The following is a 25,294-nucleotide window of genomic DNA, read 5'->3' on the forward strand; positions in this document are numbered from 1 at the left end:
TCGATTACATCCCTTTGACGGCGAAAATACCGTTGGCGTTGCGCCAGTAGCCTTTGTAGTCCATGCCGTAGCCGAAGATGTAGCGATCGATGCATGGCAAGCCGACGAAATCGGCCTTCAGATCAGGACGGGCCTTGCGGTCGTGGTCCTTGTCGATCAGCACGGCGGTGTGTACCGCACGGGCACCGGCGTGTTTGCAGAAATCGATGATCGCGCCCAAGGTATGCCCTTCGTCGAGGATGTCATCGATGATCAGCACGTCGCGGTCGATGAACGAGACTTCCGGCTTGGCTTTCCAGAACAGATCGCCGCCGCTGGTTTCGTTGCGATAACGGGTGGCGTGCAGGTAGGACGCTTCCAGCGGGAAGTTCAGGTAGGTCAGCAGCTTGCCGGAGAAAATCAGCCCGCCGTTCATCACGCAGAACACGACCGGATTGCTTTCGGCCAACTGATCGTTGATTTGCGCACCGACACGGGCAATGGCCGCTTCGACTTCAGCTTCGGTGTACAGGCAGTCAGCCTCTCGCATGACTTGACGGATATGCTCGAGATCAGCGGACATAGCGCTCTCCAGGGGTGGCAGTTCGGAAAAGCCGGCAAAGGTACGCATCCCGCCCGGCCAGATCAAGCGTTTGTGGACTAACGTTCTGTATTGTCTATAGGACAACACCCTCGGATAGATTAATCTAGGCCGGTTTTTTTGCCCGCCGCCGGAGCCTTCCCCATGCCCATCCTCGAGATCCGCCACCCGCTGATCAGACATAAACTCGGCCTGATGCGCCGCGCAGACATCAGCACGAAGAACTTCCGCGAGCTCGCCCAGGAAGTCGGTGCCCTGCTCACCTACGAAGCCACCAAGGACCTGCCGCTGGAATCCTACGAGATCGCCGGTTGGGCCGGCACGGTACAAGTGGAAAAAATAGCCGGGAAGAAAATCACCGTGGTGCCGATCCTGCGCGCCGGCATCGGCATGCTCGAAGGCGTGCTCAGCCTGATCCCGGGCGCCAAGGTCAGCGCTGTCGGCGTGGCTCGCAATGAACAGACCCTGCAAGCGCACACCTACCTGGAAAAACTGGTGCCGGAAATCGATGAGCGCCTGGCGATGATCATCGACCCGATGCTTGCCACGGGCAGCTCGATGGTTGCCACCATCGACCTGTTGAAGAAAGCCGGCTGCCGGGACATCCGCGCCATGGTGCTGGTCGCCGCGCCCGAAGGCATCAAGGCCGTCGAAGATGCCCACCCCGACGTGACCATCTACACCGCGTCCATCGACGAGAAACTCAACGAGCACGGCTACATCATCCCAGGCCTGGGCGATGCCGGGGACAAGATCTTCGGCACCAAGCAGAAGGACGCTTGAGCATGCAGGACGAATTCAACGATCCGCTCTGGCGCCAAGTGCTGTCCGGCGCACAGATGCTCTTCGTCGCCTTTGGCGCGCTGGTGCTGATGCCGCTGATCACCGGCCTGGACCCGAACGTGGCGCTGTTCACGGCAGGCCTGGGGACGATCCTGTTCCAGATCGTCACCGGGCGCCAGGTGCCGGTGTTCCTGGCGTCGAGTTTTGCCTTTATCACGCCGATCATCCTCGCCAAGGGCCAATTTGGCCTGGCGGCGACCATGGGCGGCGTCATGGCGGCGGGTTTCGTCTATACGTTCCTGGGCCTGGCGGTGAAGATCAAGGGCACCGGGTTCATTGATCGGCTGCTGCCGCCGGTGGTGATCGGCCCGGTGATCATTTCCATCGGCCTGGCAATGGCGCCGATCGCCGCCAACATGGCGATGGGCAAGGCTGGCGACGGCTCCGAGCTGATTCATTATCAAACCGCGATGCTGATCTCGATGCCGGCGTTGCTCACCACCCTGATCGTGGCGGTGTTCGGCAAAGGTATTTTCCGCCTGGTGCCGATCATCTCCGGCGTACTGGTGGGCTTTGCCATGGCGTTTTATTTCGGCGTGGTGGACACCGCGAAAATCGCCGCCGCGCCCTGGTTCGCCGTGCCGGCCTTCACCGCGCCGGAGTTCAACTGGCAAGCCATCCTGTTCATCGTGCCGGTAGCCCTCGCGCCGGCCATCGAGCACATCGGCGGAGTAATTGCCGTGGGCAGCGTGACCGGTCGCGATTACCTGAAGAAGCCCGGCCTGCATCGCACGCTGTTTGGCGATGGCATCGCCACCACCGCCGCCGGCCTGTTCGGCGGCCCGCCCAACACCACCTATGCCGAAGTCACTGGCGCGGTGATGCTGACCAAGAACTACAACCCGAAGATCATGACCTGGGCGTCGATTTTCGCCATCAGCCTGGCGTTCATCGGCAAGTTCGGTGCGCTGCTGCAAAGCATCCCGGTGCCGGTGATGGGCGGCATCTTGTGCCTGCTGTTCGGCTCGATCGCGGCGGTGGGCATGAACACCCTGATCCGCCACAAGATCGACCTGGGCGAAGCCCGCAACCTGGTGATCGTTTCGGTGACGCTGGTGTTCGGCATTGGCGGCGTGCTGGTGGGCACCGGCACAGGCCCGGACGATTTCGGCCTGAAAGGCATCGCGTTGTGCGCCGTGGTGGCGATTGCGCTGAACCTGATCTTGCCGGGCAACGATGGTTGGAAGCAGAAGAAGGCGGATGAGCCGCTGCTGTAAATCTATCTGTACCTGAGATGGGGCCCCATCTCAGGTACAGGCTACAGCGCGATCGGCGCTCGCTCGCACAAGGTACTCAACGCCTGCGCCCACTGCGGATCGTCATTGAGACACGGCACCAGCACCAACTCCTCCCCTCCCGCTTCGCGGAACTGCTCGCGGCCGCGGTCGCCAATTTCTTCCAGGGTTTCGATGCAATCGGCGACGAAAGCCGGGCACATCACCAGGATTTTCTTCACGCCACTCTTGGCCAGCTCGTCCAGGCGCGCTTCGGTATAGGGTTCGATCCACTTGGCGCGACCCAGTCGCGACTGGAACGACACCGACCATTTGCCATCGACCAATCCCATGCGCTGGGCGAACAGCTCGGCGGTGCGAATGCACTGGGCGCGGTAACACGTCGCCATGACTTGCGGCGGCGCATTCTTGCAGCAATCGGCGTCCTTGAAGCAATGAAAACCCGTGGGGTCGAGTTTGGTCAGGTGCCGTTCCGGCAGGCCGTGGAAACTCAGCAACAAGTGATCGTAATCCTGCATCAGGTACGGCTTGGCGCTGGCAACCAGCGCATCGAGGTATTCCGGCTGATCATAAAAAGGCTGGAGAATCGAAAAATCGACATCGAGCTTCTTCTCACTCACGACCCGCTTGGCTTCTTCAATGACCGTCGTGACGGTGCTGTCGGCAAATTGTGGATACAGCGGCGCCAGCGTGATGCGCTTGTGACCCTGGCTCGCCAGGCGCGCCAGGGTTGATTCAATGGACGGCTCGCCGTAACGCATCGCCAGTTCTACCGGACCCTGCTTCCATTGGGCGGTCATGGCCTGTTGCAAGCGGCGACTGAGCACCACCAGCGGCGAGCCCTCTTCCCACCAGATCGACGCGTAAGCGTGGGCCGACTGCTCGGGGCGCTTGATCAGGATCAACGACACCAGCAGCCGCCGCACCGGCCATGGCAGGTCGATGACGTACGGGTCCATCAGGAATTGGTTGAGATAGCTGCGCACATCGGCCACCGAGGTGGAGGCAGGCGAACCCAGATTCACCAGAAGCAACGCGTGATCGGTCATGCAACGTCCTATTTCAAAGGCGACCCGACAAATCTTCCAGGGCCGCAGGCAAATCAGTGAACCGGAATGAAAAACCCGCCGCCTGCAATCGGGCCGGCGTGGCGCGCTGGCCGCCCAGCAACAGCAATGACAACTCACCCAGCGCAATTTTCAGCGCCAGCTCCGGCATCGGCACCACGGCCGGGCGACGCAATACGTGCCCCAGGGCCTTGGCAAAATCTCGGTTGCGCACCGGGTTCGGCGCACACGCATTATAAGGACCGCTGGCGTCACTGCGGTGCAGAAGAAAATCAATCAAGGCGATTTGATCGTCGATATGAACCCATGGCATCCACTGCCGTCCATTGCCGATACGCCCGCCCAGCGCCAGCTTGAACGGCAGCAACAGCCGCGACAAAAAGCCGCCCTCGGCGGACAGGACCAGACCCGTGCGAATCAGCACCACGCGTATGCCCATGGCCTCGGCTCGCTGTGCGGTTTCTTCCCAGGCGATGCACAACTGACTGGCGAAATCCTCGCTGACCGGCCCCGACTCCTCCGTCAATTCTCGCTCGCCACCGTCGCCGTACCAGCCCACGGCGGAACCGGAGATCAACACCTGTGGCTTTTGCTCGCAACGCTCCAGCCAAGCGAGCAGCACCTCAGTCAGCGTGACGCGGCTGCTCCACAGCAACATCTTGCGCTTGTGCGTCCAAGGCCGATCGCCGATGGGCGCGCCTGCCAGGTTGACCACCGCATCGACCGGCTCGCCAATCTCGTCGAGCTTGGCGATGCCTTGCACCTGCGCTCCGCAGATTCCTGCCACTTGTTCGGGTCGACGACTCCATACTGTCAAGCGGTGTCCCTGCTCCAGCCAGTGCCGGCAGAGCTGACGTCCGATCAAACCAGTACCGCCGGTCAGCAATATGTGCATGAGGTGTTCCTCGCATCGCGTTTTACCCGGCCCATTAGTCTATTTTTATAAGTAGGCATTTTCATATCGGACAGGGTCTGTGCTTAAACAATAGGACAACCTGCCAAAACGCGAACGGTAAAACTTATACCAAAAACCAAAATTGTACAGGATTAAACGACGGCGTAGTCTGTACAGAAAGGTAAACGAGGCCCTCATGACTGTACCTATCGCAATCATCGGCACCGGCATCGCCGGTTTATCAGCCGCCCAGGCCCTGACGGAGGCTGGGCACGTCATCCAACTCTTCGATAAAAGCCACGGCAGCGGCGGACGCATGTCGAGTAAACGCAGCGACGCCGGCGCCTTGGATATGGGCGCGCAATACTTCACCGCCCGCGACCGGCGCTTCGTCACGGAAGTGCAGCGCTGGCAAGCCAACGGCTGGGCGGCTGAATGGAATCCGCAGCTCTATCATTTCCAGGACGGGCAGATGAGCCCCTCTCCCGACGAGCAGACCCGCTGGGTTGGCACCCCGCGCATGAGTGCGATTACCCGCGCCCTGCTTGGCGACCTGCAGGTGCAGTTTTCCTGCCGCATCACGGAAGTGTTTCGCGGCCAGGAACATTGGCATTTACAGGATGCGGAAGGATTTACCCACGGCCCCTTCGGCCAAGTCGTGATTGCCACGCCTGCGCCCCAGGCCACGGCATTGCTCGCGGCCGTGCCGAAGTTGGCCGGCGTCGCCGCCGGGGTAAAGATGGACCCCACCTGGGCCGTGGCACTGGCCTTCGAAACACCGCTGGATACGCCTATGGAAGGCTGCTTCGTACAGGACAGTCCCCTCGACTGGCTGGCGCGCAACCGCAGCAAGCCGGGGCGCGACACCCAGCTCGATACCTGGGTGCTGCACGCCACCAGCGACTGGAGTCGCCAGCACATCGACATGCCCAAGGAAGCCGTCATCGAACACCTGCACGGCGCCTTCGCCGAACTGCTGCACAGCGCGATGCCCGCGCCGAGCTTCAGCGTGGCTCATCGGTGGCTGTACGCTCGCCCCGCCGGCAGCCATGAATGGGGAGCGCTGGCCGATGCCGACCTGGGCTTGTATGTATGCGGCGACTGGTGCTTGTCCGGCCGGGTCGAAGGGGCCTGGCTCAGTGGCCAGGAGGCCGCCCGTCGTTTGCACGCCAGCCTTCAGTAAATCGCGTCACCTGCCCTGTTCGCTGCTGTCGAGTCAGACAGCAGCCCCTCTGCGAACGTTTCCACTGCGCCTCACTGCGTAATTCCCGGTTGACATGCACGCATTCGGACCTATGATGAAAATATTGTACAGAAAGTAAAACATGTACAAGATTTACTCATCAGAGGTAGCCCATGCCCAGCGAAACGATCGCCAAACCCAGAATCGCCGTCAGCGCTTGCCTGATGGGCGCTGAAGTTCGCTTCAATGGCGGGCACAAGCAATCGCCGTTGTGCAGCCGCACGCTTATCAAATACTTCGATTTCGTCCCGGTGTGCCCCGAAGTTGCCATTGGCCTGGGCATTCCTCGCGAGCCGATCCGGCTGGTGGGCGATCCTGAACACCCCAACGCGTTGGGAACAGTGAATCGCGACCTCGACGTGACCCGGCCGTTGGCCGAGTACGGGCAGCAAATGGCCGGCGAGCTGGACGATGTCTGCGGTTATATCTTCATGCAGAAATCCCCTTCTTGCGGGCTGGAACGGGTCAAGGTCTATGGCCACAACGGCGCCCCCCAGGACGGTGGCGGGCGCGGTATTTATGCCCAGGCCTTTTGCGAGCGCCATCCTGACCTGCCGGTGGAGGAAGACGGCCGCCTCAACGATCCGGTCCTGAGGGAAAACTTCCTGACGCGGGTGTTCGCCTATGCCGCCTGGCAACCGCTCCGCCAACGCGGCCTCACCCGACGCGACCTGATCGAATTCCACTCGCGCTACAAATACTTGCTGATGGCGCACAATCCGGTTCAGTACAAGGCCCTTGGCAACCTGTTGGGCAACATGGGCAAGACCGACCCCAACGAGTTGGGCCCACGTTATTTCAGCGCGCTGATGGCGGCCCTGAAAAAATGCGCCACCCGTCGCACCCATGCCAATGTCCTCCAGCACCTGAGCGGCTACCTCAAGCGCGTTATCAATGCGCAGGACAAGCAGGAAGTCCAAGAGCTCATTGGTCAGTATCGCCTCGGCATCGTGCCATTGGTGGTACCGCTGACTTTGCTCAAGCATCACTTGCGCCGGCATCCCGATGCCTATCTCGCGCAGCAGGCCTACCTTCAACCCCACCCGGAAAACCTCAGTTTGCGAAACGCCATTTGATGAACAGCAAACCCGACTCCAGCGCCAGCGAAGACCTCGGCGCCGACTTTGCCAAGGCACTGGCGCAGGGCTGGCTTCCCATACGCGAAGTGGCCCGGCGAACCGGCGTCAACGCCGTCACGCTGCGGGCGTGGGAGCGCCGTTACGGCTTGGTCGTGCCGCACCGCACGCCCAAGGGCCACCGGTTGTTCAGCCCCGAGCACGTGCAACGCATCCAGAGCATCCTCACCTGGATCAATCGTGGCGTGGCGGTGAGTAAGATCAAGCCGTTGCTCGACTCACCGCAGCCGCCCGGCGAACCCTTGGAAGACGATTGGCAACGCCAGCGCCATGCGCTTGTGTTAGCGATAAGCCAACTGGCCGAGCGCCAGATCGATGACCTGGTCAACCAGGCCATGGCGCTGTACCCGCCGTGGACCGTATGCGAGCAGCTGCTGTTGCCGTTGCTGGCCGAATTGCAAATGCGTTGGCAAGGCCAGTTTGGCGCGCAAATGGAGCAGGTATTCTTTTATTCCTGGCTGCGCAGCAAATTCGGCAGCCGGATCCATCACAACAACCGCCAGCTGCATGGGGCGCCGTTGCTGCTGGTCAATCACTCGCAATCGCAGGAGCCTCATTTGTGGCTCATCGCCTGGCTCGCCAGCAGTGCCGATTGTCCGGTGGAAATATTCGATGGTCCCCTGCCTGTGGGCGAGTTGGCTTTGGCCGCCGAGCGTATGAACGCTCGCGCCGTGCTGTTGTATTCCAGCAACGCCATGAATCTTTCCCAACTGCCCAAGCTGCTGAGCGCCATCGACTGCCCAATCGTCATTGCCGGCCCGGCGGTATCGATCCATCACGCCAAGTTGTCCACAGGCGTCTCGATGATGAACGTCAGTTGGGCCGACGACCCGCTCTGCGCTCACCGCGAACTGAGCCGCAGAGCACTTTTCCAATGAGCAATCCCATGCAACTGATCTGGCTGCGCAGCGATTTGCGCCTGCACGACAATACCGCCCTGGCATCGGCTGCGGCCCGCGGCCCATGTGTCGCGGTGTATTTGCCCAGCCCCGGGCAATGGCGTGCCCACGATGATGCGCCGTGCAAAATCGACTTCTGGCTGCGCAACCTCGCATCGTTGAACACCGCCCTGGGCCTGTTGAACATACCGCTGCTGATCCGTCATGCGTCGCATTGGAACCAGGCGCCACAGGTACTGGCCACGCTGTGTCGCGAGCTGAACATCAGCGCCGTGCATGTCAACGAAGAGTATGGCCTGAACGAAACCCGACGCGATGTCGAAGTGGCTCGGGCGTTGAATGATCAAGGCGTTGAGTTTCATAGCCATCTCGACCAACTGCTGTTCAAGCCCGGCAGCGTTCTGACCAAGTCTGGCAGCTACTTCCAGGTGTTCAGCCAGTTTCGCAAGGTCTGTTACAGCCGCCTGCATCTCGCTGTGCCTGGTCTCGTCCCCGCACCAACGACGCAGGCGCCCGTCCCGATTGCCAGTGACCCGGTACCGACCCAGGTCGAAGGGTTCGCCCCGCCCAGCGAAGCGCTGCGCGCGCTTTGGCCCGCCGGTGAAGATGAAGCCCGCCGGCGCCTGGAGACTTTTGCCGAACAGCATCTGGACTATTACCAAAGTGCGCGGGACTTCCCGGCCAGACCAGGCACGAGCCAGCTTTCGGCTTATCTGGTGGCTGGAGTCATTTCCCCGCGCCAATGCCTGCACGCCGCGCTGCAAGCCAATCAGGGCGAGTTCGAGAGCGGTAGCGCCGGAACAGTGACATGGATCAATGAATTGCTCTGGCGCGAATTCTATAAACACATATTGGTGGGATATCCACGCGTCTCGCGGCACCGCGCCTTCCGCCCGGAGACCGAAGCGCTAGCCTGGCGCAACGCCCCCGATGAACTGGCGGCTTGGCAACAGGCGCGAACCGGCCTGCCAATCATTGATGCGGCCATGCGCCAACTACTCGAAACCGGTTGGATGCATAACCGTTTGCGAATGGTCGTTGCCATGTTCCTGACCAAGAACTTGCTGATCGACTGGCGCGAGGGCGAGCGTTTTTTCATGCAACACCTGATCGATGGCGACCTGGCCGCCAACAATGGCGGATGGCAGTGGAGCGCCTCCACCGGGACGGACTCGGCGCCTTGGTTTCGCATTTTCAACCCGTTGAGCCAATCGGAAAAATTCGATCGAGAAGGATTATTTATCAAACGCTGGTTACCGGAGTTGAACGATCTGGATACGCGGCGGGTCCACAATCCCAATGCCCAGCGAGAATTGTTTGGGGTAACGGATTACCCGGCGCCGATCGTCAACCTGCCTCAGTCGCGGGCGCGAGCATTGGAAGCCTTCAAGCGACTTGCGGCATGTCAAGGAGTGAAACCGAACGAATGGGCGGTTACCGAACATGAAATTGCTGAAGGTTGAATGCAAAACCATAATGGCCCGATATAGTCCTATTAATATCAGGGTCTCTGTCATGCAGGCGGCGCGTTAGAGCGGTGCAGCAATTGAAACGGGGGAAGAAAATGGGCCGAAGGTATTGGCTGACCGGTGCAGGCGACGGCTTGGGCGACTCGCTGGCCGAGGCGTTGCTTAAAGCCGGTGCACGGTTAGCCGTCAGCTCGCTCAAAACCTGCCAAGCCCTTTCCCAGCGTTACCCAGGACAGGTACTGGCGGTGCCCGGCAATCTGACCGACAGCCAGACTGTCCGGGAAACCTGTCAGCAGATTACCCGGCAGTGGGGCGCGTTGGACACCGTCATCATCAATGCCGGTACCGCTGAATATGTTCCTGAGCAGTTAGTTGACCACACGGTCATCGAACACATCGTGCGCAGCAACCTGTTGGCGACCAGCCTGTGTATCGACGCGGCCTTGCCGTTGCTGCGCGCCGGAACAACGCCCCATCTGGTGGGCATTACCAGCCCGCTCACTCATTTGCCTCCATCAAACATCGAGGCCGATGGCAAAGGGATGCGCTATCTGTTCGAGTCGGCTCGCGTGGACTTGGCGGGTGACGGTATCGATGTGACGTTGATACACCCCGCCTTCGACATCCCGTCGCCAAATCTCGATGATTGTTTCGTCGCCCCGGTTCATTGGTCAGTCGAAACAGCAGCGAACCACATATTGACGCGACTGAGCGACCACCCTCAGGAACTGGCGTTCCCCGCCGCCGCCATGACGGATCTGTGGCCACTGCCTAAATCGACCGAGGCAGGCCAGACAGACACGGCTTCAGACAGGGCGAGAAACGGGTACCCGATCAAGGGCCAACCTTGAGCCGTCCGGTTGCCTTACACTGCGCACCATGAAAACCATTCCCCTTGTTGAGCTTCCCGCGCCGGTCGTTACGTGTTCGACATGCGCGGCCTGCTGTTGCCAGCTTGAAGTGCTGCTGATCACCGATACTGGCGTTCCGGAGCGCTTTATCGATACCGACGACTGGGGCGGCGAAGTCATGTTGAGGCTTGACGACGGCTGGTGCGCGGCGCTAGATCGCGACAGTATGATGTGCACGATCTACGAAAAGCGCCCGCTGATCTGCCGGGAATTCGAAATGGGCGCGCCGGAATGCATCGAAGAGCGCTTGGGGATTTCGACGGCGTATCGCTAGGCGTTCATAGTGGGGAGCGACTGCTCGCTCCCCATTACTTCGAGCGTTACAGCGGCATCGTGTAGTGCAGCGCGTAGCTTTCCACACCGTCATTGGTCGACTTGATGCCGGCGTTGGAGTAGTGAGTGGCGCGGATGCCAACTTCATGTCCGCCATTGAAGCGCAGGCCGAAACCGATTCGGTCCTCGAACTGGAACGCCGTGCCGAGTTTGTTGGATTCCACTTCGGTGTTTTCAAACAACGCAACACCCACACCCGCCTCGATGTAGGGTTTGACGTTCTGGCCAGCGAACTCATACACGAGGACAGGCGAGAACGACAAACTGTGATTGCTGGAGGTCTCATCACCCTCCCAATAGGTGTAGGCCCCGCTCCAGTAACCAGTCAGGCGACCGACGTCGCTCTGCAACCAGCTTTTGTCCCAGTCAAATTGCATGCCCAGTCGATAAGTCATGGTCGAGTCGCCGGTCTGGCCGACCCCAAACTCCACACCCGCCGCCTGCGCGGTGTAAGTGTGCCCCAGCAATGCAGCCGCAAACGCGGCAAAGCAGAATAAGCGCTTCATTAGAAACATCCTTTTCCGACAGACTTAGTTAGTTTTTTCTTACAAAAGACACAGCTATAGAAATCCGCTCTAAATCAGAAGTTCAGCAGGATTTACACAATCTTCACGATTTTTTTACACACCGAAGCTTCGCACAATGTCAGACGAATTCCATAGCATCGGTAGGATTTTTCTTAAATGTATCGGATCAGCGCTGGTCCAGAACTGGGTTTCGCTGGCAGGCCCTTCTGCCGATAGCGCTCGTTCAGCCAGTAGCCGCTGAAGTTGACGAGCCACTGCGGCGCCGGTGTCGATCAGAATGACAGACTCCGGAACCATCTGTTTAAGCAGCGGCTTGAGAAAGGGATAGTGCGTACAGCCCAGGATCAATGTGTCGCAGCCGGCCGCCAACAGCGGCGTGACGTAGCCTAGCAGCAGTTGGTGCAAGGCCGGACTGTGCAAGTCGCCCGCCTCGATCAGTTCCACCAGCCCCGGGCAGGGCTGCGTGATCACGCGCACGTCCGAGGCGAACCGGTCCAGTAGCGCGGCGAACTTGGCGCTCTGCAAGGTGCCTGTCGTCGCCAGCACACCGACGATGCCGCTTCGCGTGGCGGCGGCAGCCGGCTTGACCGCCGGCTCCATACCGACGATGGGCCAATCGGGATAATCGCGCCGCAGCTCAGCCACCCCGGCGACGGTTGCGGTGTTGCACGCCACTACAAGCGCCTTGGCCCCCTCACGCCGAAGAAAATCGGCAATGATCGCGCATCGCTGCCGGATAAATTCCGGGCTTTTTTCCCCGTAGGGAATATGTCCGCAGTCGGCAACGTACAGCAGGGACTCATTGGGTAGCAGCCGACGGATTTCTCCCAGCACTGACAGTCCGCCGACGCCCGAATCGAACACACCGACCGGCGCTTCACTCATGTCGGCTACCGCAGACGGTGCAACCCGGATCGCGCTTGACTCGCAATTCGCGGAAGCGCGTGCCCAGCGCATCGATCAGCAGCAAGCGCCCCACCAGCGGCTCGCCGAACCCCGCCAACAGTTTCAAGGCTTCGAGCGCCTGCAGACTGCCGACCAGCCCCACCAGCGGGCCAAGCACACCGGCTTCGCTGCAGGTCAGTTCGGCTTCGCTGCCGTGCCCATAGAGGCAGTGATAACAAGGACTTTCGGGACGACGCGGGTCGAATACCGACAGTTGCCCCTCCAGGCGGATCGCCGCCCCGCTCACCAGGGGTTTGCCTGCGGCGATACAGGCTGCGTTCACCGCTTCGCGGGTGGAAAAATTGTCGGAACAGTCCAGCACCACATCCACTGCCGACACTGCACTTTCCAGGGACTCTTCATTCATTGCCGCCGGATGCGGAACCAGTCGAACCTCAGGATTGATCGCAGTCAGGCGTCGCACCGCCGAATCGACCTTGGTCAGGCCGACGCTATCGGTGTCATGGATGATCTGTCGCTGGAGATTGGTCAGGTCGACCGTGTCGAAGTCCGCCAGGTGCAACTCGCCGACGCCTGCGGCGGCCAGGTACAAAGCCACCGGGGCGCCCAGGCCACCCAGGCCGATGATCAATACGCGGCCTTGCTTGAGACGCAGTTGTCCATCGATGTCGACGTGCTGCAACAGGATCTGTCGACTGTAGCGCAGCAGCTCTTGATCATTCAGCACGGCAGGCGTCCCAGGCTGATGCGCTCGTGATTGCCCAGGTCCTTGCGGCTATGGACTTCGACAAATCCCTGCTCCTGCAGCAGCCCACGCACCGCGTCGGCTTGATCGTAACCGTGCTCGAGCATCAACCAGCCATCCGCTTCGAGGTGTTGGGGGGCCTGGGCAATGATTGCGCGCAAGTCGTCAAGGCCGTCCGGCCCCGCCACCAGCGCACTGGCCGGCTCGAAACGCACGTCGCCTTCGGCCAGGTGCGGATCGCTGGCGGCAATGTACGGCGGATTGCTGATGATCAGTTCGAAACGTTCGCCGTCCAGTGCACTGAACCAGTGACTGCTCAGCACCGTGACATTACGCAGGCCCAGGCGCTGGCGATTGCGTTCGGCCAGGGCCACGGCTTCCAACACGCGATCGACCGCCGTGACCTTCCAGGTCGGCCGCTCGCTGGCCAGTGCCAGGGCAATCGCGCCGCTGCCAGTGCCCAGGTCCAGGACCCGGGCCGGTGTCGCGGGCAACAAGGCCAACGCGGTTTCCACCAGCAGTTCAGTGTCGGGACGCGGGATCAGCGTACGGGGCGCCACTTCCAGGTCGAGCTTCCAGAAGCCCTGTTGACCGAGGATGTAGGCCACCGGCTCGCCGGAACGACGGCGCCGCAAGTATTCGGAAAACAGCAGCGCCGCCTCGCTCGGCACGATCCGCTCGGGCCAGGTGTGCAGGAAGCTGCGGGACTTGCCCAGCGCGGCGGCCAGCAGCAACTCGGCGTCCAGGCGTGACGTGGGCGAGTCGGGTAATTCGGCTGCGCGTAGCAAACTGGCGATGATGGTCATTTATTCACCTGTGCTTACTCGCCAATCGCGGCCAGTTGGTCGGCCTGGTATTCAGCGAGCAGAGGCTCGATGACGGCGTCGACACCACCGGCAAGAATTTCGTCGAGGGAGTACAGGGTCAGGTTGACGCGGTGGTCAGTGACCCGGCCCTGGGCGAAGTTGTAGGTGCGGATCCGCTCGGAGCGGTCGCCCGAGCCCACCAGCAGCTTGCGCTCGCTGGCGATGGCGTTGGCGGCGGCGCTGGTCTGCTGGTCGTTGAGTTTGGCCGACAACCAGGCCATGGCTCGTGCGCGGTTCTTGTGCTGGGAACGTTCTTCCTGGCACTCGACCACGATGCCCGAGGGCAAGTGGGTGATGCGGATCGCCGAATCGGTCTTGTTGACGTGCTGGCCGCCCGCGCCGGAAGAACGGTAAGTATCGACGCGCAGGTCCGCCGGGTTGATCTCGATGGCTTCCTGTTCGTCCGGCTCGGGCAATACCGCCACGGTGCAGGCCGACGTATGGATGCGGCCCTGGGATTCGGTGGCCGGAACACGTTGCACGCGGTGGGCGCCCGACTCGAACTTCAGCTTGCCATAGACGTTGTCGCCTTCGACCCGCGCGATGACTTCCTTATAGCCGCCATGTTCGCCTTCGTTTTCCGAGAGGATTTCCACCCGCCAGCCACGGCGTTCGGCGTACCGCGAATACATGCGAAACAGGTCGCCGGAAAAGATCGCCGCCTCGTCGCCGCCGGTACCGGCGCGGATCTCGAGAAACACGTTACGCCCGTCGTTCGGGTCCTTGGGCAGCAGCATGCGTTGCAGGTCGCTTTCCAGCTCGACCAACCGGTCCTTGGCTTCGCGCACTTCCTCGACCGCCATTTCGCGCATGTCCGGATCGCTGTCCTTGAGCAGTGCCTGGGCGCCCTCAAGGTCGCCTTGCACCTTCAGCAACTGTTTATAGGTCGCGACAATCGGCTCGACCTCCGCGTACTCCTTGGAGTAGGTGCGGAACTTGTTCTGGTCGGAAATGACTTCGCCATCGCCCAACAAGGCGGTCAGTTCCTCGAAACGGTCCTGGAGAATGTCCAGTTTATTGAGCAGTGACGCTTTCATTGCGTTTTTTTATCCGAAAAGCTATCCGGTGAAGCTTCACCGAGAGCGAAAAGTTCCTGGGCCATGGCCAGCGCATCGAGGCGGCCTTCGGCGGTCAGCTTCTTGAGCTGGACGCTGGGCGCGTGGAGCAATTTGTTGGTCAGGCCGCGCGCCAGCTGCACCAGCACCTCTTCGGCGCTGCCGCCATTGGCGAGCAGGCGCTGGGCTTTCTGCAATTCTTCGTCGCGCAGGCGTTCGCCTTGCTGACGATACGCCTTGAGCACGTCCACCGCCGCCAGTTCGCGCAGGCGCACCATGAAATCGTCGGCGCCGACGGTGATCATTTCCTCAGCCGCCTGCGCCGCGCCTTGCCGACTCTTCAGGTTTTCGGCGACGACTTCATGCAAATCGTCGACGCTGTAGAGATAAACGTCATCCAGTTCGCCTACTTCGGGCTCGATGTCACGGGGAACCGCAATATCGACCATGAAGATCGGCTTGTGTTTGCGCAGCTTCAAGGCGCTTTCCACCGCGCCCTTGCCCAGGATCGGCAATTGGCTGGCGGTGGAACTGATGACGATATCGCTGTGCACCAACTCAGCCGGAATATCCGACAGCAGCACGGCGTGTGCACCGAACTGCTCGGCCAAGGTGCTGGCGCGCTCCAAGGTACGGTTGGCGACGACGATGCGCTTCACGCCCAGCTCATGCAGATGGCGGGCGACCAGGGTGATGGTCTCGCCGGCACCAATCAGCAGCGCCTGGCTGCGTTGCAAATCACTGAAAATCTGTTTCGCCAGGCTGACGGCGGCAAACGCCACGGACACCGGGTTCTCGCCGATGGCGGTGTCGGTGCGCACCTGCTTGGCGGCATTGAATGTGGCCTGGAACAAGCGCCCCAGCAGCGGGCCAACGGTGCCGGCCTCGCGGGCCACGGCGTAGGCCGACTTCATCTGGCCAAGAATCTGCGGCTCGCCCAGCACCAGCGAATCGAGCCCGGAGGCGACACGCATCATGTGACGAACGGCCGCATCGTCTTCGTGCACATAAGCACTGGCACGCAGCTCTTCGAGGCTCAAATCATGGTATTCGGCCAGCCAGCGCAGCACTGAATCGGCCGAAACGTGATCCTGCTCTATATAAAGCTCGCTGCGATTGCAGGTGGAAAGGATCGCAGCTTCGCGACTGTCGGTGAGTCGGCAGAGTTGCTGCAGGGCCTCCACCAGCTGCTCAGGCGTAAAGGCCACGCGCTCGCGGACGTCTACTGAAGCAGTCTTGTGGTTGATACCAAGTGCAAGGAAGGCCATTCAAGGTCGCTGATGGTGACGTGAAGCCGGCAATTGTCCTACTTCGCCAGATTCAGAACAACCACCACCGGCTATTGTCACAATTACCTGTGTCTATAAAGCATCCGCCGAGACTCGGTTATGTTTGACCGATGGCTTGTGTCATGATGATCCGACCGCAGGTAAGTCGTCCTCTTCCTATATGAATAGATCTTTTGCGTTGCTCCTCGCTTTTGCCTTCCTCAGCGGCTGCCAGTCCATGGCCCCCGTATCGACGGAGGGTACGCCACCGGTCGAAGGCAGCCCCCCGGTCCCCGAAAAGCCAAAGGTCTACGGCTCGTTCAGCGAAGAAACCATCTTCAGCCTGTTGAGCGCCGAGCTGGCAGGCCAACGCAATCGATTCGATATTGCGCTGGACAACTACGTGACCCAGGCGATCAACACCCAGGATCCGGGCATCTCCGAGCGGGCCTTTCGCATTGCCGAATACCTGGGCGCCGACCAGCCGGCGTTGGATACCGCGCTGATCTGGGCCAAGAACGCCCCGGACGATCTCGAAGCGCAACGCGCCGCCGCCGTGCAGCTGGCGCGTGCCGGGCGTTATGACGACTCCATGATGTATATGGAAAAAGTCTTGCTGGGCAAGGGTGACACCCATTTCGACTTCCTTGCGTTGTCTGCAGCCGATACCGACCAGGAGACCCGCAACGGCCTCATGAAGAGTTTCGATCGCTTGCTGCAGCGCCATCCGAACAACGGCCAGCTGATTTTCGGCAAAGCGCTACTGTTGCAACAGGACGGCGACACCCAGGGCGCCCTCACCCTGTTGGAAGACAATCCGCCGGAAGCAGGCGAAGTGGCCCCTATCCTGCTGCGCGCGCGCCTTCTGCAAGGCCTGAACCGTGGCGACGAAGCCCTCCCGCTGCTGGAAAAGAGCATCAAGAAATACCCGGACGACAAACGCCTGCGCCTCACCTACGCGCGCATGCTGGTGGAAAACAACCGCATGGACGATGCCAAGGTCGAGTTTTCCAGCCTGGTGCAGCAGTACCCCGAAGATGACGACCTGCGTTATTCCCTGGCGCTGGTCTGTCTGGAAGCCAAGGCCTGGGAAGAAGCCAAGGGCTATCTGGAAGACCTGATCGCCCGGGAAAGCCATGTCGATTCGGCCCATTTGAACCTGGGTCGCATCGCCGAAGAACGCAACGATCCCGAGAGCGCACTGATCGAGTATGCGCTGGTCGGCCCAGGCAACGATTATTTGCCAGCGCAATTGCGCCAGGCCGACATCCTGATAGGCAATGGCAAGACGGCCGAAGCCCAGAGTCGCCTGGCCGTCCAGCGCGACACGCAGCCGGACTATGGCATCCAGCTTTACCTGATCGAGGCCGAGACCCTGGCGGCCAACAACCAGGGCGACAAAGCCTGGAGTGTGCTGCAGCAGGCCTTGAAGCAATACCCGGACGATCTGAACCTGCTGTACACCCGCGCCATGCTGGCGGAAAAACGCAATGACCTGGCCCAGATGGAAAAGGATCTGCGCCTGATCATCCAACGAGACCCCGACAACGCCATGGCCCTCAACGCGCTCGGCTACACGTTGTCGGATCGCACCACCCGCTACGACGAAGCCAAGGTATTGATCGAACAGGCCCACCAGCTCAATCCGGAAGACCCGGCCGTGCTCGACAGCCTGGGCTGGGTGAATTACCGGCTGGGTAATCTCGACGAAGCCGAGCGCCTGTTGCGCCAGGCCCTGGAGCGCTTCCCCGACCAGGAAGTCGCCGCTCACCTGGGTGAAGTCCTGTGGGCCAACGGCAAACAGCGCGAAGCCCGGCAGATCTGGAGCAGATTCCTCAAGGAACAGCCCGACAGCCAGATCTTGCGCAGCACCATCAAACGCCTGACCGGATCAGAGACTCTTTAAGATTATGTTCTTGCGCCATTTCATCGTCTTCAGCTTCATCGCCCTGCTCGCCGGTTGCGCGGGCTTCGGCGCTCGGGAATCCGTCCAGGGTCATGGCAACCCAGCCCTGTGGCGCGAACACAAAGAACAACTCAGCGGCCTCGACGGCTGGCAGATCGACGGCAAGATCGGCATCCGCGCACCGAAAGATTCCGGAAGCGGTACTTTGTTCTGGCTGCAGCGCCAGGATTACTACGACATTCGTCTCTCCGGCCCGCTGGGTCGTGGCGCGGCGCGCTTGACCGGCCGGCCGGGCCAGGTTTCGCTGGAAGTCGCCAACCAGGGGCGCTATGAGGCGCCCAGCCCCGAAGCGCTGCTGGAAGAACAACTGGGCTGGAAACTGCCGGTTTCGCACCTGACCTGGTGGGTTCGTGGACTGCCGGCACCGGACAGTAAAAGTCGCCTGACCCTCGACGCCGACAGTCGCCTGTCCAATCTGGAACAGGACGACTGGCAGATCGAATACCTCAGCTATGCCCAGCAGAACGGCTATTGGTTGCCCGAGCGCATCAAGCTGCACGGCAACAACCTCGACGTCACGCTGGTCATCAAGCAATGGCAGCCGCGCAAGCTGGGGCAGTAACATGAGTGCAACACGCCTGACGCTGCCGTCCCCGGCGAAGCTCAACCTCATGCTGCACATTCTCGGCCGCCGCCCGGACGGCTATCACGAGTTGCAGACGATTTTTCAGTTCCTGGACTACGGCGACGAGATCACCTATGCCGTGCGCGATGACGGCGTGATCCACTTGCACACCGAATTCGATGGCGTTCCCCATGACAGCAATCTGATCGTCAAGGCCGCGAAAAAACTCCAGGAGCAGTCCGGTTGTTCACTGGGCATCGATATCTGGATCGAAAAAATCCTGCCCATGGGCGGCGGCATCGGTGGCGGCAGCTCGAACGCGGCCACCACGTTGCTGGGGCTCAACCACTTGTGGCAGCTTGGCTGGGACATGGATCGCCTGGCAGCCCTGGGCCTGACGCTGGGGGCCGACGTACCGGTTTTCGTGCGTGGCCACGCGGCTTTTGCCGAGGGCGTCGGGGAAAAACTCACCCCGGTGGAACCCGAAGAACCCTGGTATCTGGTACTGGTGCCGCAAGTATCTGTAAGTACAGCAGAAATTTTTTCAGATCCGCTGTTGACACGTAACTCGGAGCCCATTAAAGTGCGCCCCGTTCCCAAGGGAAACAGTCGAAATGACTGCTTACCGGTGGTAGCAAGGCGTTATCCAGATGTTCGTAACGCTTTGAATTTGTTAGGTAAATTTACCGAAGCAAAACTCACCGGAACTGGAAGTTGTGTGTTTGGGGGCTTCCCAAGCAAAGCTGAAGCTGATAAAGTCTCGGCCCTTCTGACAGAGACCCTTACAGGGTTTGTAGCAAAGGGAAGCAACGTTTCGATGTTGCATCGCAAGCTGCAAAGTCTGCTCTAAAAGGAATCGAGTGCTGGGCACTCGCAGCAACAGATACAGGGGCGTCGCCAAGCGGTAAGGCAGCAGGTTTTGATCCTGCCATGCGTTGGTTCGAATCCAGCCGCCCCTGCCATTTTCCTATACTCATCCAGGTATACCCTCAGCCTTCAGGTACTGCGCGTGTCCAAGATGATGGTCTTTACGGGGAACGCTAACCCCGATCTGGCTCGGCGTGTAGTACGTCAGCTGCATATCCCTCTCGGTGACATTTCTGTCGGTAAGTTCTCCGACGGCGAAATCACTGCCGAGATCAATGAAAACGTTCGCGGTAAAGACGTCTTCATTATTCAGCCGACTTGCGCTCCGACCAACGATAACCTGATGGAACTCGTCGTGATGGCTGATGCCTTCCGCCGCTCCTCGGCTACTCGTATTACTGCTGTTATTCCTTACTTTGGTTATGCCCGTCAGGATCGCCGTCCGCGTTCCGCACGTGTGGCTATCAGCGCGAAAGTCGTGGCTGATATGCTGACCGTAGTCGGCATCGATCGTGTCCTCACGGTTGATCTGCATGCTGACCAGATCCAGGGCTTCTTCGATATTCCCGTGGATAACATCTACGGCTCCCCGGTACTGGTGGATGACATTGAAGATCAGCGCTTCGAAAACCTGATGATCGTGTCCCCGGATATCGGCGGCGTCGTGCGTGCACGGGCTGTTGCCAAATCCCTGGGCGTGGATCTGGGTATCATCGACAAACGCCGTGAGAAGGCCAATCACTCCGAAGTGATGCACATCATCGGCGACGTCGAAGGGCGCACCTGTATTCTGGTCGATGACATGGTCGATACCGCCGGCACCCTGTGCCACGCGGCCAAGGCCCTGAAAGAGCATGGCGCTGCCAAGGTCTTTGCCTACTGCACACACCCTGTGCTGTCGGGTCGAGCGATCGAAAATATTGAAAATTCCGTGCTGGACGAGCTGGTGGTGACCAACACCATCCCGCTGTCCGCTGCAGCACAAGCCTGTGCGCGTATCCGTCAACTGGATATCGCACCGGTAGTTGCCGAGGCGGTTCGCCGCATCAGCAATGAAGAATCGATCAGTGCGATGTTCCGTTAAGGGCCCTGCCCTTTCCAGGATATCTCGTTGACGAAAAGCGCCCCGCCCCAACACTCATGTTGGGGCGGGGCTTTTTTGCCCATACCGCTTTGGCGTCGGTCGCAGACGTCATTCGGAAATGGCTATTTTGGAGATACAACATGAACGATTTTACTCTGAATGCTGAAGTGCGTTCCGACCTGGGGAAAGGTGCGAGCCGCCGCCTGCGTCGTCTCGCAAGCCTGGTTCCAGCTGTAGTCTACGGTGGCGACAAAGCCCCTGAATCCATCAGCATGCTGGCCAAAGAAGTTGCCAAACTGCTCGAAAACGAAGCGGCCTACAGCCACATCATCGAGCTGAACGTTGGTGGCACCAAGCAAAACGTCGTGATCAAGGCCCTGCAGCGTCACCCGGCCAAAGGCCACGTGATGCACGCTGACTTCGTCCGCGTTGTTGCCGGTCAGAAGCTGACTGCTGTTGTTCCAGTGCACTTCATCAACGAAGCTGCTCCGGTCAAGAAAGGCGGCGAGATCTCGCACGTGACTTCCGAGCTGGAAGTTTCCTGCCTGCCGAAAGACCTGCCTGAATTCATCGAAGTCGACCTGGCTGACGCCGAAATCGGCACGATCATTCACCTGTCCGACCTCAAGGCTCCTAAAGGCGTTGAGTTTGTTGCCCTGGCGCACGGCGATGACAAGGCTGTTGCCAACGTCCACGCTCCACGTGTTGCTCCAGAAGCTACTGAAGAAGGCGCTGCAGAGTAATTTCACTCTGTTGCCGGAGTGACCGGAAACATCGCGGACTGGAACGTAGCGAGACAGCGGGCAAGAACGCGAAGTTTACTTAACGGTAGATCCGCAATTTTAGTTCGTTGTCGTCGCGCCGTCTGATCGCGACATGTTATCCACCACTCCAGGAAGGGCCCCTATCGTGACTGCCATCAAACTGATCGTTGGCTTGGGAAATCCAGGCGCTGAATACGAACAGACCCGGCATAACGCAGGGGCCCTTTTTGTTGAGCGCATCGCGCACGCACAAGGCGTCAGCCTGGCCGCCGATCGCAAGTATTTCGGCCTGACCGGGCGCTTTTCGCATCAGGGTCAGGATGTTCGTCTATTGATCCCCACCACCTACATGAACCGCAGCGGCCAGGCCGTGGCGGCATTGGCCGGTTTCTTTCGCATCAAGCCTGAAGAAATCCTGGTGGCCCACGACGAACTCGACCTGCCTCCAGGCGTTGCCAAGCTCAAGCAGGGCGGCGGCCATGGCGGTCATAACGGGCTGCGCGACATCATCGCGCAGCTGGGTAACCAGAATACCTTTCACCGCCTGCGGCTCGGCATAGGCCACCCGGGCGTTGCCAGTATGGTTTCAAATTTTGTCCTGGGTCGTGCGCCTCGCGCCGAACAGGAAAAACTCGATGCCAGCATCGACTTTGCCCTCGGCGTGCTGCCGGATATCCTCGCCGGTGAATGGAACCGCGCGATGAAAAACCTGCACAGCCAGAAGGCCTGACTCTTACCGAGGGGAAATACCATGGGATTCAATTGCGGCATCGTCGGCCTGCCTAACGTCGGCAAGTCCACCCTTTTCAACGCCCTGACCAAATCCGGGATCGCGGCCGAGAACTTCCCCTTCTGCACCATCGAGCCGAACACCGGTATCGTCCCAATGCCTGACCCACGCCTGGCGGCATTGGCGGCGATCGTCAACCCCAAGCGCATCCTGCCGACGACCATGGAATTCGTCGACATCGCAGGCCTCGTGGCTGGCGCCTCGAAAGGTGAAGGCCTGGGTAACAAATTCCTGGCCAACATCCGTGAAACCGATGCCATCGCCCACGTGGTGCGCTGCTTCGAAGACGAGAACGTGATTCACGTCTCCAACAGCGTCGACCCGAAACGCGACATCGAGATCATCGATCTGGAACTGATCTTCGCCGACCTCGACAGCTGTGAAAAACAACTGCAGAAAGTCGCCCGCAACGCCAAGGGTGGCGACAAGGATGCGGTCGTTCAGAAGGCCCTGCTGGAGCAATTGATCGCCCACTTCACCGAAGGCAAGCCTGCGCGCAGCCTGATGAAAAAGATGAGCTCCGACGAAAAGCTGGTGATCAAGGGCTTCCACCTGCTGACCACCAAACCGGTCATGTACATCGCCAACGTCGCTGAAGACGGTTTCGAGAACAACCCGCACCTGGACGTGGTCAAGGCCATTGCCGAAGAAGAAGGCGCCATGGTTGTTCCCGTCTGTAACAAGATCGAAGCGGAAATCGCCGAGCTGGACGACGGTGAAGAGAAAGACATGTTCCTCGAGGCCCTGGGCCTGGAAGAGCCTGGCCTGAACCGCGTGATCCGCGCCGGCTACGAAATGCTGCACCTGCAGACCTACTTCACCGCGGGTGTCGAAGAAGTCCGTGCCTGGACCGTACGCGTCGGCGCCACCGCCCCGCAGGCCGCTGGCGTGATCCACACCGACTTCGAAAAAGGCTTCATCCGCGCCGAAGTCGTCGCCTACTCGGATTTCATCCAGTACAAGGGCGAAGCCGGTGCCAAGGAAGCCGGTAAATGGCGTCTGGAAGGCAAGGAATACATCGTCAAGGATGGCGACGTGATGCACTTCCGCTTCAACGTTTGAAATAAAAAAACACCGCGTGGCAGCAACTGTCACGCGGTGTTTTTTTATGGGCGTCAACTCAACAAATGCCATTGATCGACGTCTGGCACCACCCCGATCAGGCCTAATTCGGCGTCGGGAGCCGCAGCGGGAGCAAAGACCATGTTGTCTTCGCCAAGGCTTTCCCGCCAGTCCCCAGCCAGCGCAATCTGGAACGCATGGCCTTGCGCGTCCGCTTCCGCATCCTTCAGGTAAGTGCGGTCCAATGCCTCGTTGTAAACCAATTTCAGCGTCGTGTCCGTCCCCTCTCCGAAGCCGGTATAGCCCAGTGCCGATACATCGATCTTGTCGTCAACCGTAAAGCCTTCGATAAGGTCGGCAAAGCTCTGGCTGTCGGTACGGTAGCTGTCTTCGGTGGAGAGATAGCGGAATACGTCGGCGTTTTCCCGATTGTCCGTCCACAACGAAATGTCGGCCCTGTCTCCGCCGTTGAGACGATCTGCGCCCGCACCACCGATGATGACATCCGCTCCGGCGCCGCCGTTGATACGGTCATTGCCGGCCAGGCCATAGATAACTTCTGACAGGGCGGAAACGTTGATCGTATCGTTGGCAGACGTACCTTCAACGGTGGGTGCGCTGAACACCAGATTGGAGCTGTTCAACTGCCCTGCCAGATTGCCGTCCAAGGCCAGTTCGAAGCGTTGCCCAGCGGCATCCGCGTCGTAGCTCTTGAGGTAAGTACGAGAGCCATCCGCGCTGACCCGGATCGCCAAGGTACCGTCATGGCCGTCGCCAATCCCGGTGAAGCCCAGGCCGATCAAGTCAATGCGGTCCTGAGAGACATCGAAGTCCTGGATTCGGTCGCTGCCATTCAGCGCGGCCGTGCGGAAGCTGTCGTCCAGTTCGGTAAAGCGGAAAATGTCCGCGCCAGCGCCACCTTGCAGAACGTCGCGCCCGCCGTCGCCTTGGAGCACATCATCACCCGCCAGGCCGTGGATGATTTCAGCGGCATCGGTGCCTCGCAAAATTTCCTCACCAGCGTATCCATCCACATGGAGTTTGCCGTCCTGGCTGCCGAAGCCGGTGTCCAGGGTGCCGTCGGCGTTCAGGCGGATGATGCTGAAATCTCCGTTATTCGTGCCGGCCGCCACGATCCTGCCATCTGTCTGTACCGTCAAAGCCACGGGCGTATCGGCGTCGAAGGTCACCGTGCCAGCGGTGCCGAAGCTGGTGTCGGAAGAGCCATCGACGTTGAACCGAGCTACAATCGCCACGCTATCGCCTGCGCCATGGCCCATGACGAGAACCTTGCCGTCAGCCTGCACAGCGACCACCGAGTCTTCGCCAAAACCCATGGCAGCGCTTAACTGCAAGACACCGTTGTCACCGAAACGGGTGTCCAATTGACCGCCAGGGTTGAAACGCTGCAGCGCGAACGTCGGATCGCCTACACCGGCGGCATTGTAGGCAGCGCCGACCACGACACTTCCATCGGCCTGGACCGCAGTCGAGATCCCGCCGTTAAAGAATGGATCTTCAGGAATGTCGACGATCAAGACGCCATGGTTGCCAAAGCCGTCGACCAAGGTGCCGTCATTGCCAATCTTGGTCACGCTAGCGTGGTCAAAGCCACGGGCACTGACTTGGAAGGCGCCATCCGTATTGGCCGTCAAGTCGATGTCCTTGAAATCATGGTTGATGGCGATCGTCATAACGCCGTTCTGGCCAAAGCCGGTATCGCGTGTCCCATCGCTGTTGAAGCGCTCCACCTGTACGCCACTGTTCAGCGCGACGGCGACGAGCACCTTGCCGTCGGGCTGCACGGCCGTCAGCTCGTAATGCGAAGCCGGGGCGGTCTGCGCAGGTACGATATCGACACCGCCTTCATGGAAGCTCGTGTCCAGGCTGCCATCGGCATTCAGGCGAATAACGGAATGATTCTGTTCGTAGCCGTAGCTTTCCTCGCCTGGCGCCCCGGGGTAACCCCATGCCAGGTATTCGGTATAGCCGCCCACCAGAATCTTGCCGTCCGGCTGGATGATGATGCTCTGCGCATCATCGAGCTGGCCGGTGAGGTCGACCTGGACAGCGCCGGGGCCGGTTCTTACAGTGTGGGAACTCAGGTTCGGGTTATTGACGGTTGTCATGGTTTAGTCCCTTAAAAGAAATGCCGGTTTCGTCACCCAGTTAGAGCGACAACGCTTTGCACGCTGCCTCGGTCATTGGCATGACCGGT

The 25,294-nt window shown here is 60.2% G+C and carries 25 protein-coding genes and 1 tRNA gene; 16 read left to right on the forward strand and 10 right to left on the reverse strand.

The genetic code is table 11. From position 1 onward, the window contains the following. Positions 1–4: 4 nt before the first annotated feature. Entirely contained in the window at positions 5–562 is a 558-nt protein-coding gene (locus HU806_RS16450) for a hypoxanthine-guanine phosphoribosyltransferase (RefSeq protein WP_030138595.1), read from the reverse strand. A 162-nt stretch (positions 563–724) separates the two neighbouring features. On the opposite strand from HU806_RS16450, the gene upp reads away from it, so the two are divergent. Together upp and HU806_RS16460 are read left to right on the forward strand one after the other, a co-directional pair. Further along, the gene (gene upp / locus HU806_RS16455; protein WP_186612399.1) at positions 725–1,363 is read left to right on the forward strand and encodes a uracil phosphoribosyltransferase; all 639 of its coding nucleotides are present in this window, start codon (positions 725–727) and stop codon (positions 1,361–1,363) included. Between the two features lie 2 nt (positions 1,364–1,365). Continuing rightward, a complete protein-coding gene (locus HU806_RS16460; protein ID WP_186612401.1) occupies positions 1,366–2,640 on the forward strand; it encodes a uracil-xanthine permease family protein in 1,275 nt (424 codons plus the stop codon). Positions 2,641–2,681: 41 nt separating this feature from the next. On the opposite strand, the gene hemH is transcribed toward HU806_RS16460, so the two are convergent. Beyond that, entirely contained in the window at positions 2,682–3,707 is a 1,026-nt protein-coding gene (hemH, locus tag HU806_RS16465; protein ID WP_186612403.1) for a ferrochelatase, read from the reverse strand. Positions 3,708–3,720: 13 nt separating this feature from the next. After that, entirely contained in the window at positions 3,721–4,620 is a 900-nt protein-coding gene (locus HU806_RS16470; protein ID WP_186612405.1) for a TIGR01777 family oxidoreductase, read from the reverse strand. A 196-nt stretch (positions 4,621–4,816) separates the two neighbouring features. On the opposite strand from HU806_RS16470, the gene HU806_RS16475 reads away from it, so the two are divergent. The 6 genes from HU806_RS16475 (at position 4,817) to HU806_RS16500 (ending at position 10,552) form a co-directional block, all read left to right on the forward strand. Beyond that, complete coding sequence (locus HU806_RS16475; protein WP_186612407.1) at positions 4,817–5,803, forward strand: NAD(P)/FAD-dependent oxidoreductase; 987 nt, start codon at positions 4,817–4,819, stop codon at positions 5,801–5,803. A 173-nt stretch (positions 5,804–5,976) separates the two neighbouring features. Continuing rightward, positions 5,977–6,939 (forward strand): YbgA family protein, encoded by a 963-nt coding sequence (locus HU806_RS16480; protein WP_186612409.1) that lies wholly within the window; start codon positions 5,977–5,979, stop codon positions 6,937–6,939. Further along, positions 6,939–7,877: a MerR family transcriptional regulator gene (locus tag HU806_RS16485; protein ID WP_186612411.1), complete on the forward strand. Its 939-nt coding sequence runs from the start codon at positions 6,939–6,941 to the stop codon at positions 7,875–7,877. Before HU806_RS16480 ends, HU806_RS16485 begins: the two co-directional genes overlap by 1 nt. A gap of 8 nt (positions 7,878–7,885) precedes the next feature. Then, positions 7,886–9,361: a deoxyribodipyrimidine photo-lyase gene (phrB, locus tag HU806_RS16490; protein WP_186612413.1), complete on the forward strand. Its 1,476-nt coding sequence runs from the start codon at positions 7,886–7,888 to the stop codon at positions 9,359–9,361. Positions 9,362–9,462: 101 nt separating this feature from the next. Then, on the forward strand, positions 9,463–10,218 hold the full coding sequence (locus tag HU806_RS16495) for an SDR family NAD(P)-dependent oxidoreductase (RefSeq protein WP_186612415.1): 756 nt from the start codon (positions 9,463–9,465) through the stop codon (positions 10,216–10,218). Between the two features lie 28 nt (positions 10,219–10,246). Then, the gene (locus tag HU806_RS16500; protein WP_186612417.1) at positions 10,247–10,552 is read left to right on the forward strand and encodes a YkgJ family cysteine cluster protein; all 306 of its coding nucleotides are present in this window, start codon (positions 10,247–10,249) and stop codon (positions 10,550–10,552) included. Between the two features lie 46 nt (positions 10,553–10,598). Here the strand turns inward: HU806_RS16500 and HU806_RS16505 are convergent, their stop codons facing one another. The 6 genes from HU806_RS16505 to hemA all read right to left on the reverse strand — a co-directional run bounded on the left by HU806_RS16505 (position 10,599) and on the right by hemA (position 15,978). Further along, positions 10,599–11,117, reverse strand: coding sequence for an acyloxyacyl hydrolase (locus tag HU806_RS16505; RefSeq protein ID WP_186612419.1), 519 nt, complete (start codon positions 11,115–11,117; stop codon positions 10,599–10,601). A gap of 114 nt (positions 11,118–11,231) precedes the next feature. After that, the gene (murI, locus tag HU806_RS16510; protein WP_186612420.1) at positions 11,232–12,023 is read right to left on the reverse strand and encodes a glutamate racemase; all 792 of its coding nucleotides are present in this window, start codon (positions 12,021–12,023) and stop codon (positions 11,232–11,234) included. Then, on the reverse strand, positions 12,016–12,771 hold the full coding sequence (locus HU806_RS16515; protein ID WP_186612421.1) for a molybdopterin-synthase adenylyltransferase MoeB: 756 nt from the start codon (positions 12,769–12,771) through the stop codon (positions 12,016–12,018). Before HU806_RS16515 ends, murI begins: the two co-directional genes overlap by 8 nt. Beyond that, a complete protein-coding gene (gene prmC / locus HU806_RS16520) occupies positions 12,765–13,595 on the reverse strand; it encodes a peptide chain release factor N(5)-glutamine methyltransferase (RefSeq protein ID WP_186612422.1) in 831 nt (276 codons plus the stop codon). Before prmC ends, HU806_RS16515 begins: the two co-directional genes overlap by 7 nt. Before the next feature lie 14 nt (positions 13,596–13,609). Beyond that, entirely contained in the window at positions 13,610–14,692 is a 1,083-nt protein-coding gene (prfA, locus tag HU806_RS16525) for a peptide chain release factor 1 (RefSeq protein ID WP_186612423.1), read from the reverse strand. Further along, positions 14,689–15,978 carry a glutamyl-tRNA reductase gene (gene hemA / locus HU806_RS16530; protein ID WP_186612424.1) on the reverse strand — a complete coding sequence of 430 codons (1,290 nt, stop codon included), beginning with the start codon at positions 15,976–15,978 and terminating at the stop codon, positions 14,689–14,691. Before hemA ends, prfA begins: the two co-directional genes overlap by 4 nt. Before the next feature lie 181 nt (positions 15,979–16,159). On the opposite strand from hemA, the gene lbcA reads away from it, so the two are divergent. The 8 genes from lbcA (at position 16,160) to ychF (ending at position 23,076) form a co-directional block, all read left to right on the forward strand. Further along, complete coding sequence (gene lbcA / locus HU806_RS16535) at positions 16,160–17,884, forward strand: protease adaptor lipoprotein LbcA (RefSeq protein WP_186612425.1); 1,725 nt, start codon at positions 16,160–16,162, stop codon at positions 17,882–17,884. 4 nt (positions 17,885–17,888) lie between these two features. After that, the gene (lolB, locus tag HU806_RS16540) at positions 17,889–18,506 is read left to right on the forward strand and encodes a lipoprotein insertase outer membrane protein LolB (RefSeq protein ID WP_186612426.1); all 618 of its coding nucleotides are present in this window, start codon (positions 17,889–17,891) and stop codon (positions 18,504–18,506) included. 1 nt (position 18,507) lies between these two features. Continuing rightward, entirely contained in the window at positions 18,508–19,359 is an 852-nt protein-coding gene (ispE, locus tag HU806_RS16545) for a 4-(cytidine 5'-diphospho)-2-C-methyl-D-erythritol kinase (protein ID WP_186612427.1), read from the forward strand. 37 nt (positions 19,360–19,396) lie between these two features. Continuing rightward, a tRNA-Gln gene (locus HU806_RS16550) sits at positions 19,397–19,471 on the forward strand. A gap of 47 nt (positions 19,472–19,518) precedes the next feature. Further along, positions 19,519–20,460, forward strand: coding sequence for a ribose-phosphate pyrophosphokinase (locus HU806_RS16555; protein ID WP_003171603.1), 942 nt, complete (start codon positions 19,519–19,521; stop codon positions 20,458–20,460). Positions 20,461–20,600: 140 nt separating this feature from the next. After that, entirely contained in the window at positions 20,601–21,203 is a 603-nt protein-coding gene (locus tag HU806_RS16560; RefSeq protein ID WP_186612429.1) for a 50S ribosomal protein L25/general stress protein Ctc, read from the forward strand. A gap of 166 nt (positions 21,204–21,369) precedes the next feature. Continuing rightward, positions 21,370–21,954, forward strand: coding sequence for an aminoacyl-tRNA hydrolase (gene pth / locus HU806_RS16565; protein WP_003185374.1), 585 nt, complete (start codon positions 21,370–21,372; stop codon positions 21,952–21,954). 21 nt (positions 21,955–21,975) lie between these two features. Then, entirely contained in the window at positions 21,976–23,076 is a 1,101-nt protein-coding gene (gene ychF / locus HU806_RS16570; protein WP_186612431.1) for a redox-regulated ATPase YchF, read from the forward strand. Positions 23,077–23,129: 53 nt separating this feature from the next. Here the strand turns inward: ychF and HU806_RS16575 are convergent, their stop codons facing one another. Continuing rightward, the gene (locus tag HU806_RS16575; protein WP_186612433.1) at positions 23,130–25,205 is read right to left on the reverse strand and encodes a delta-60 repeat-containing protein; all 2,076 of its coding nucleotides are present in this window, start codon (positions 25,203–25,205) and stop codon (positions 23,130–23,132) included. Positions 25,206–25,294 lie beyond the last annotated feature (89 nt).

Origin of the sequence: Pseudomonas sp. SWRI154, from assembly GCF_014268645.1 — a bacterium.
GTDB lineage: Bacteria > Pseudomonadota > Gammaproteobacteria > Pseudomonadales > Pseudomonadaceae > Aquipseudomonas > Aquipseudomonas marvdashtae.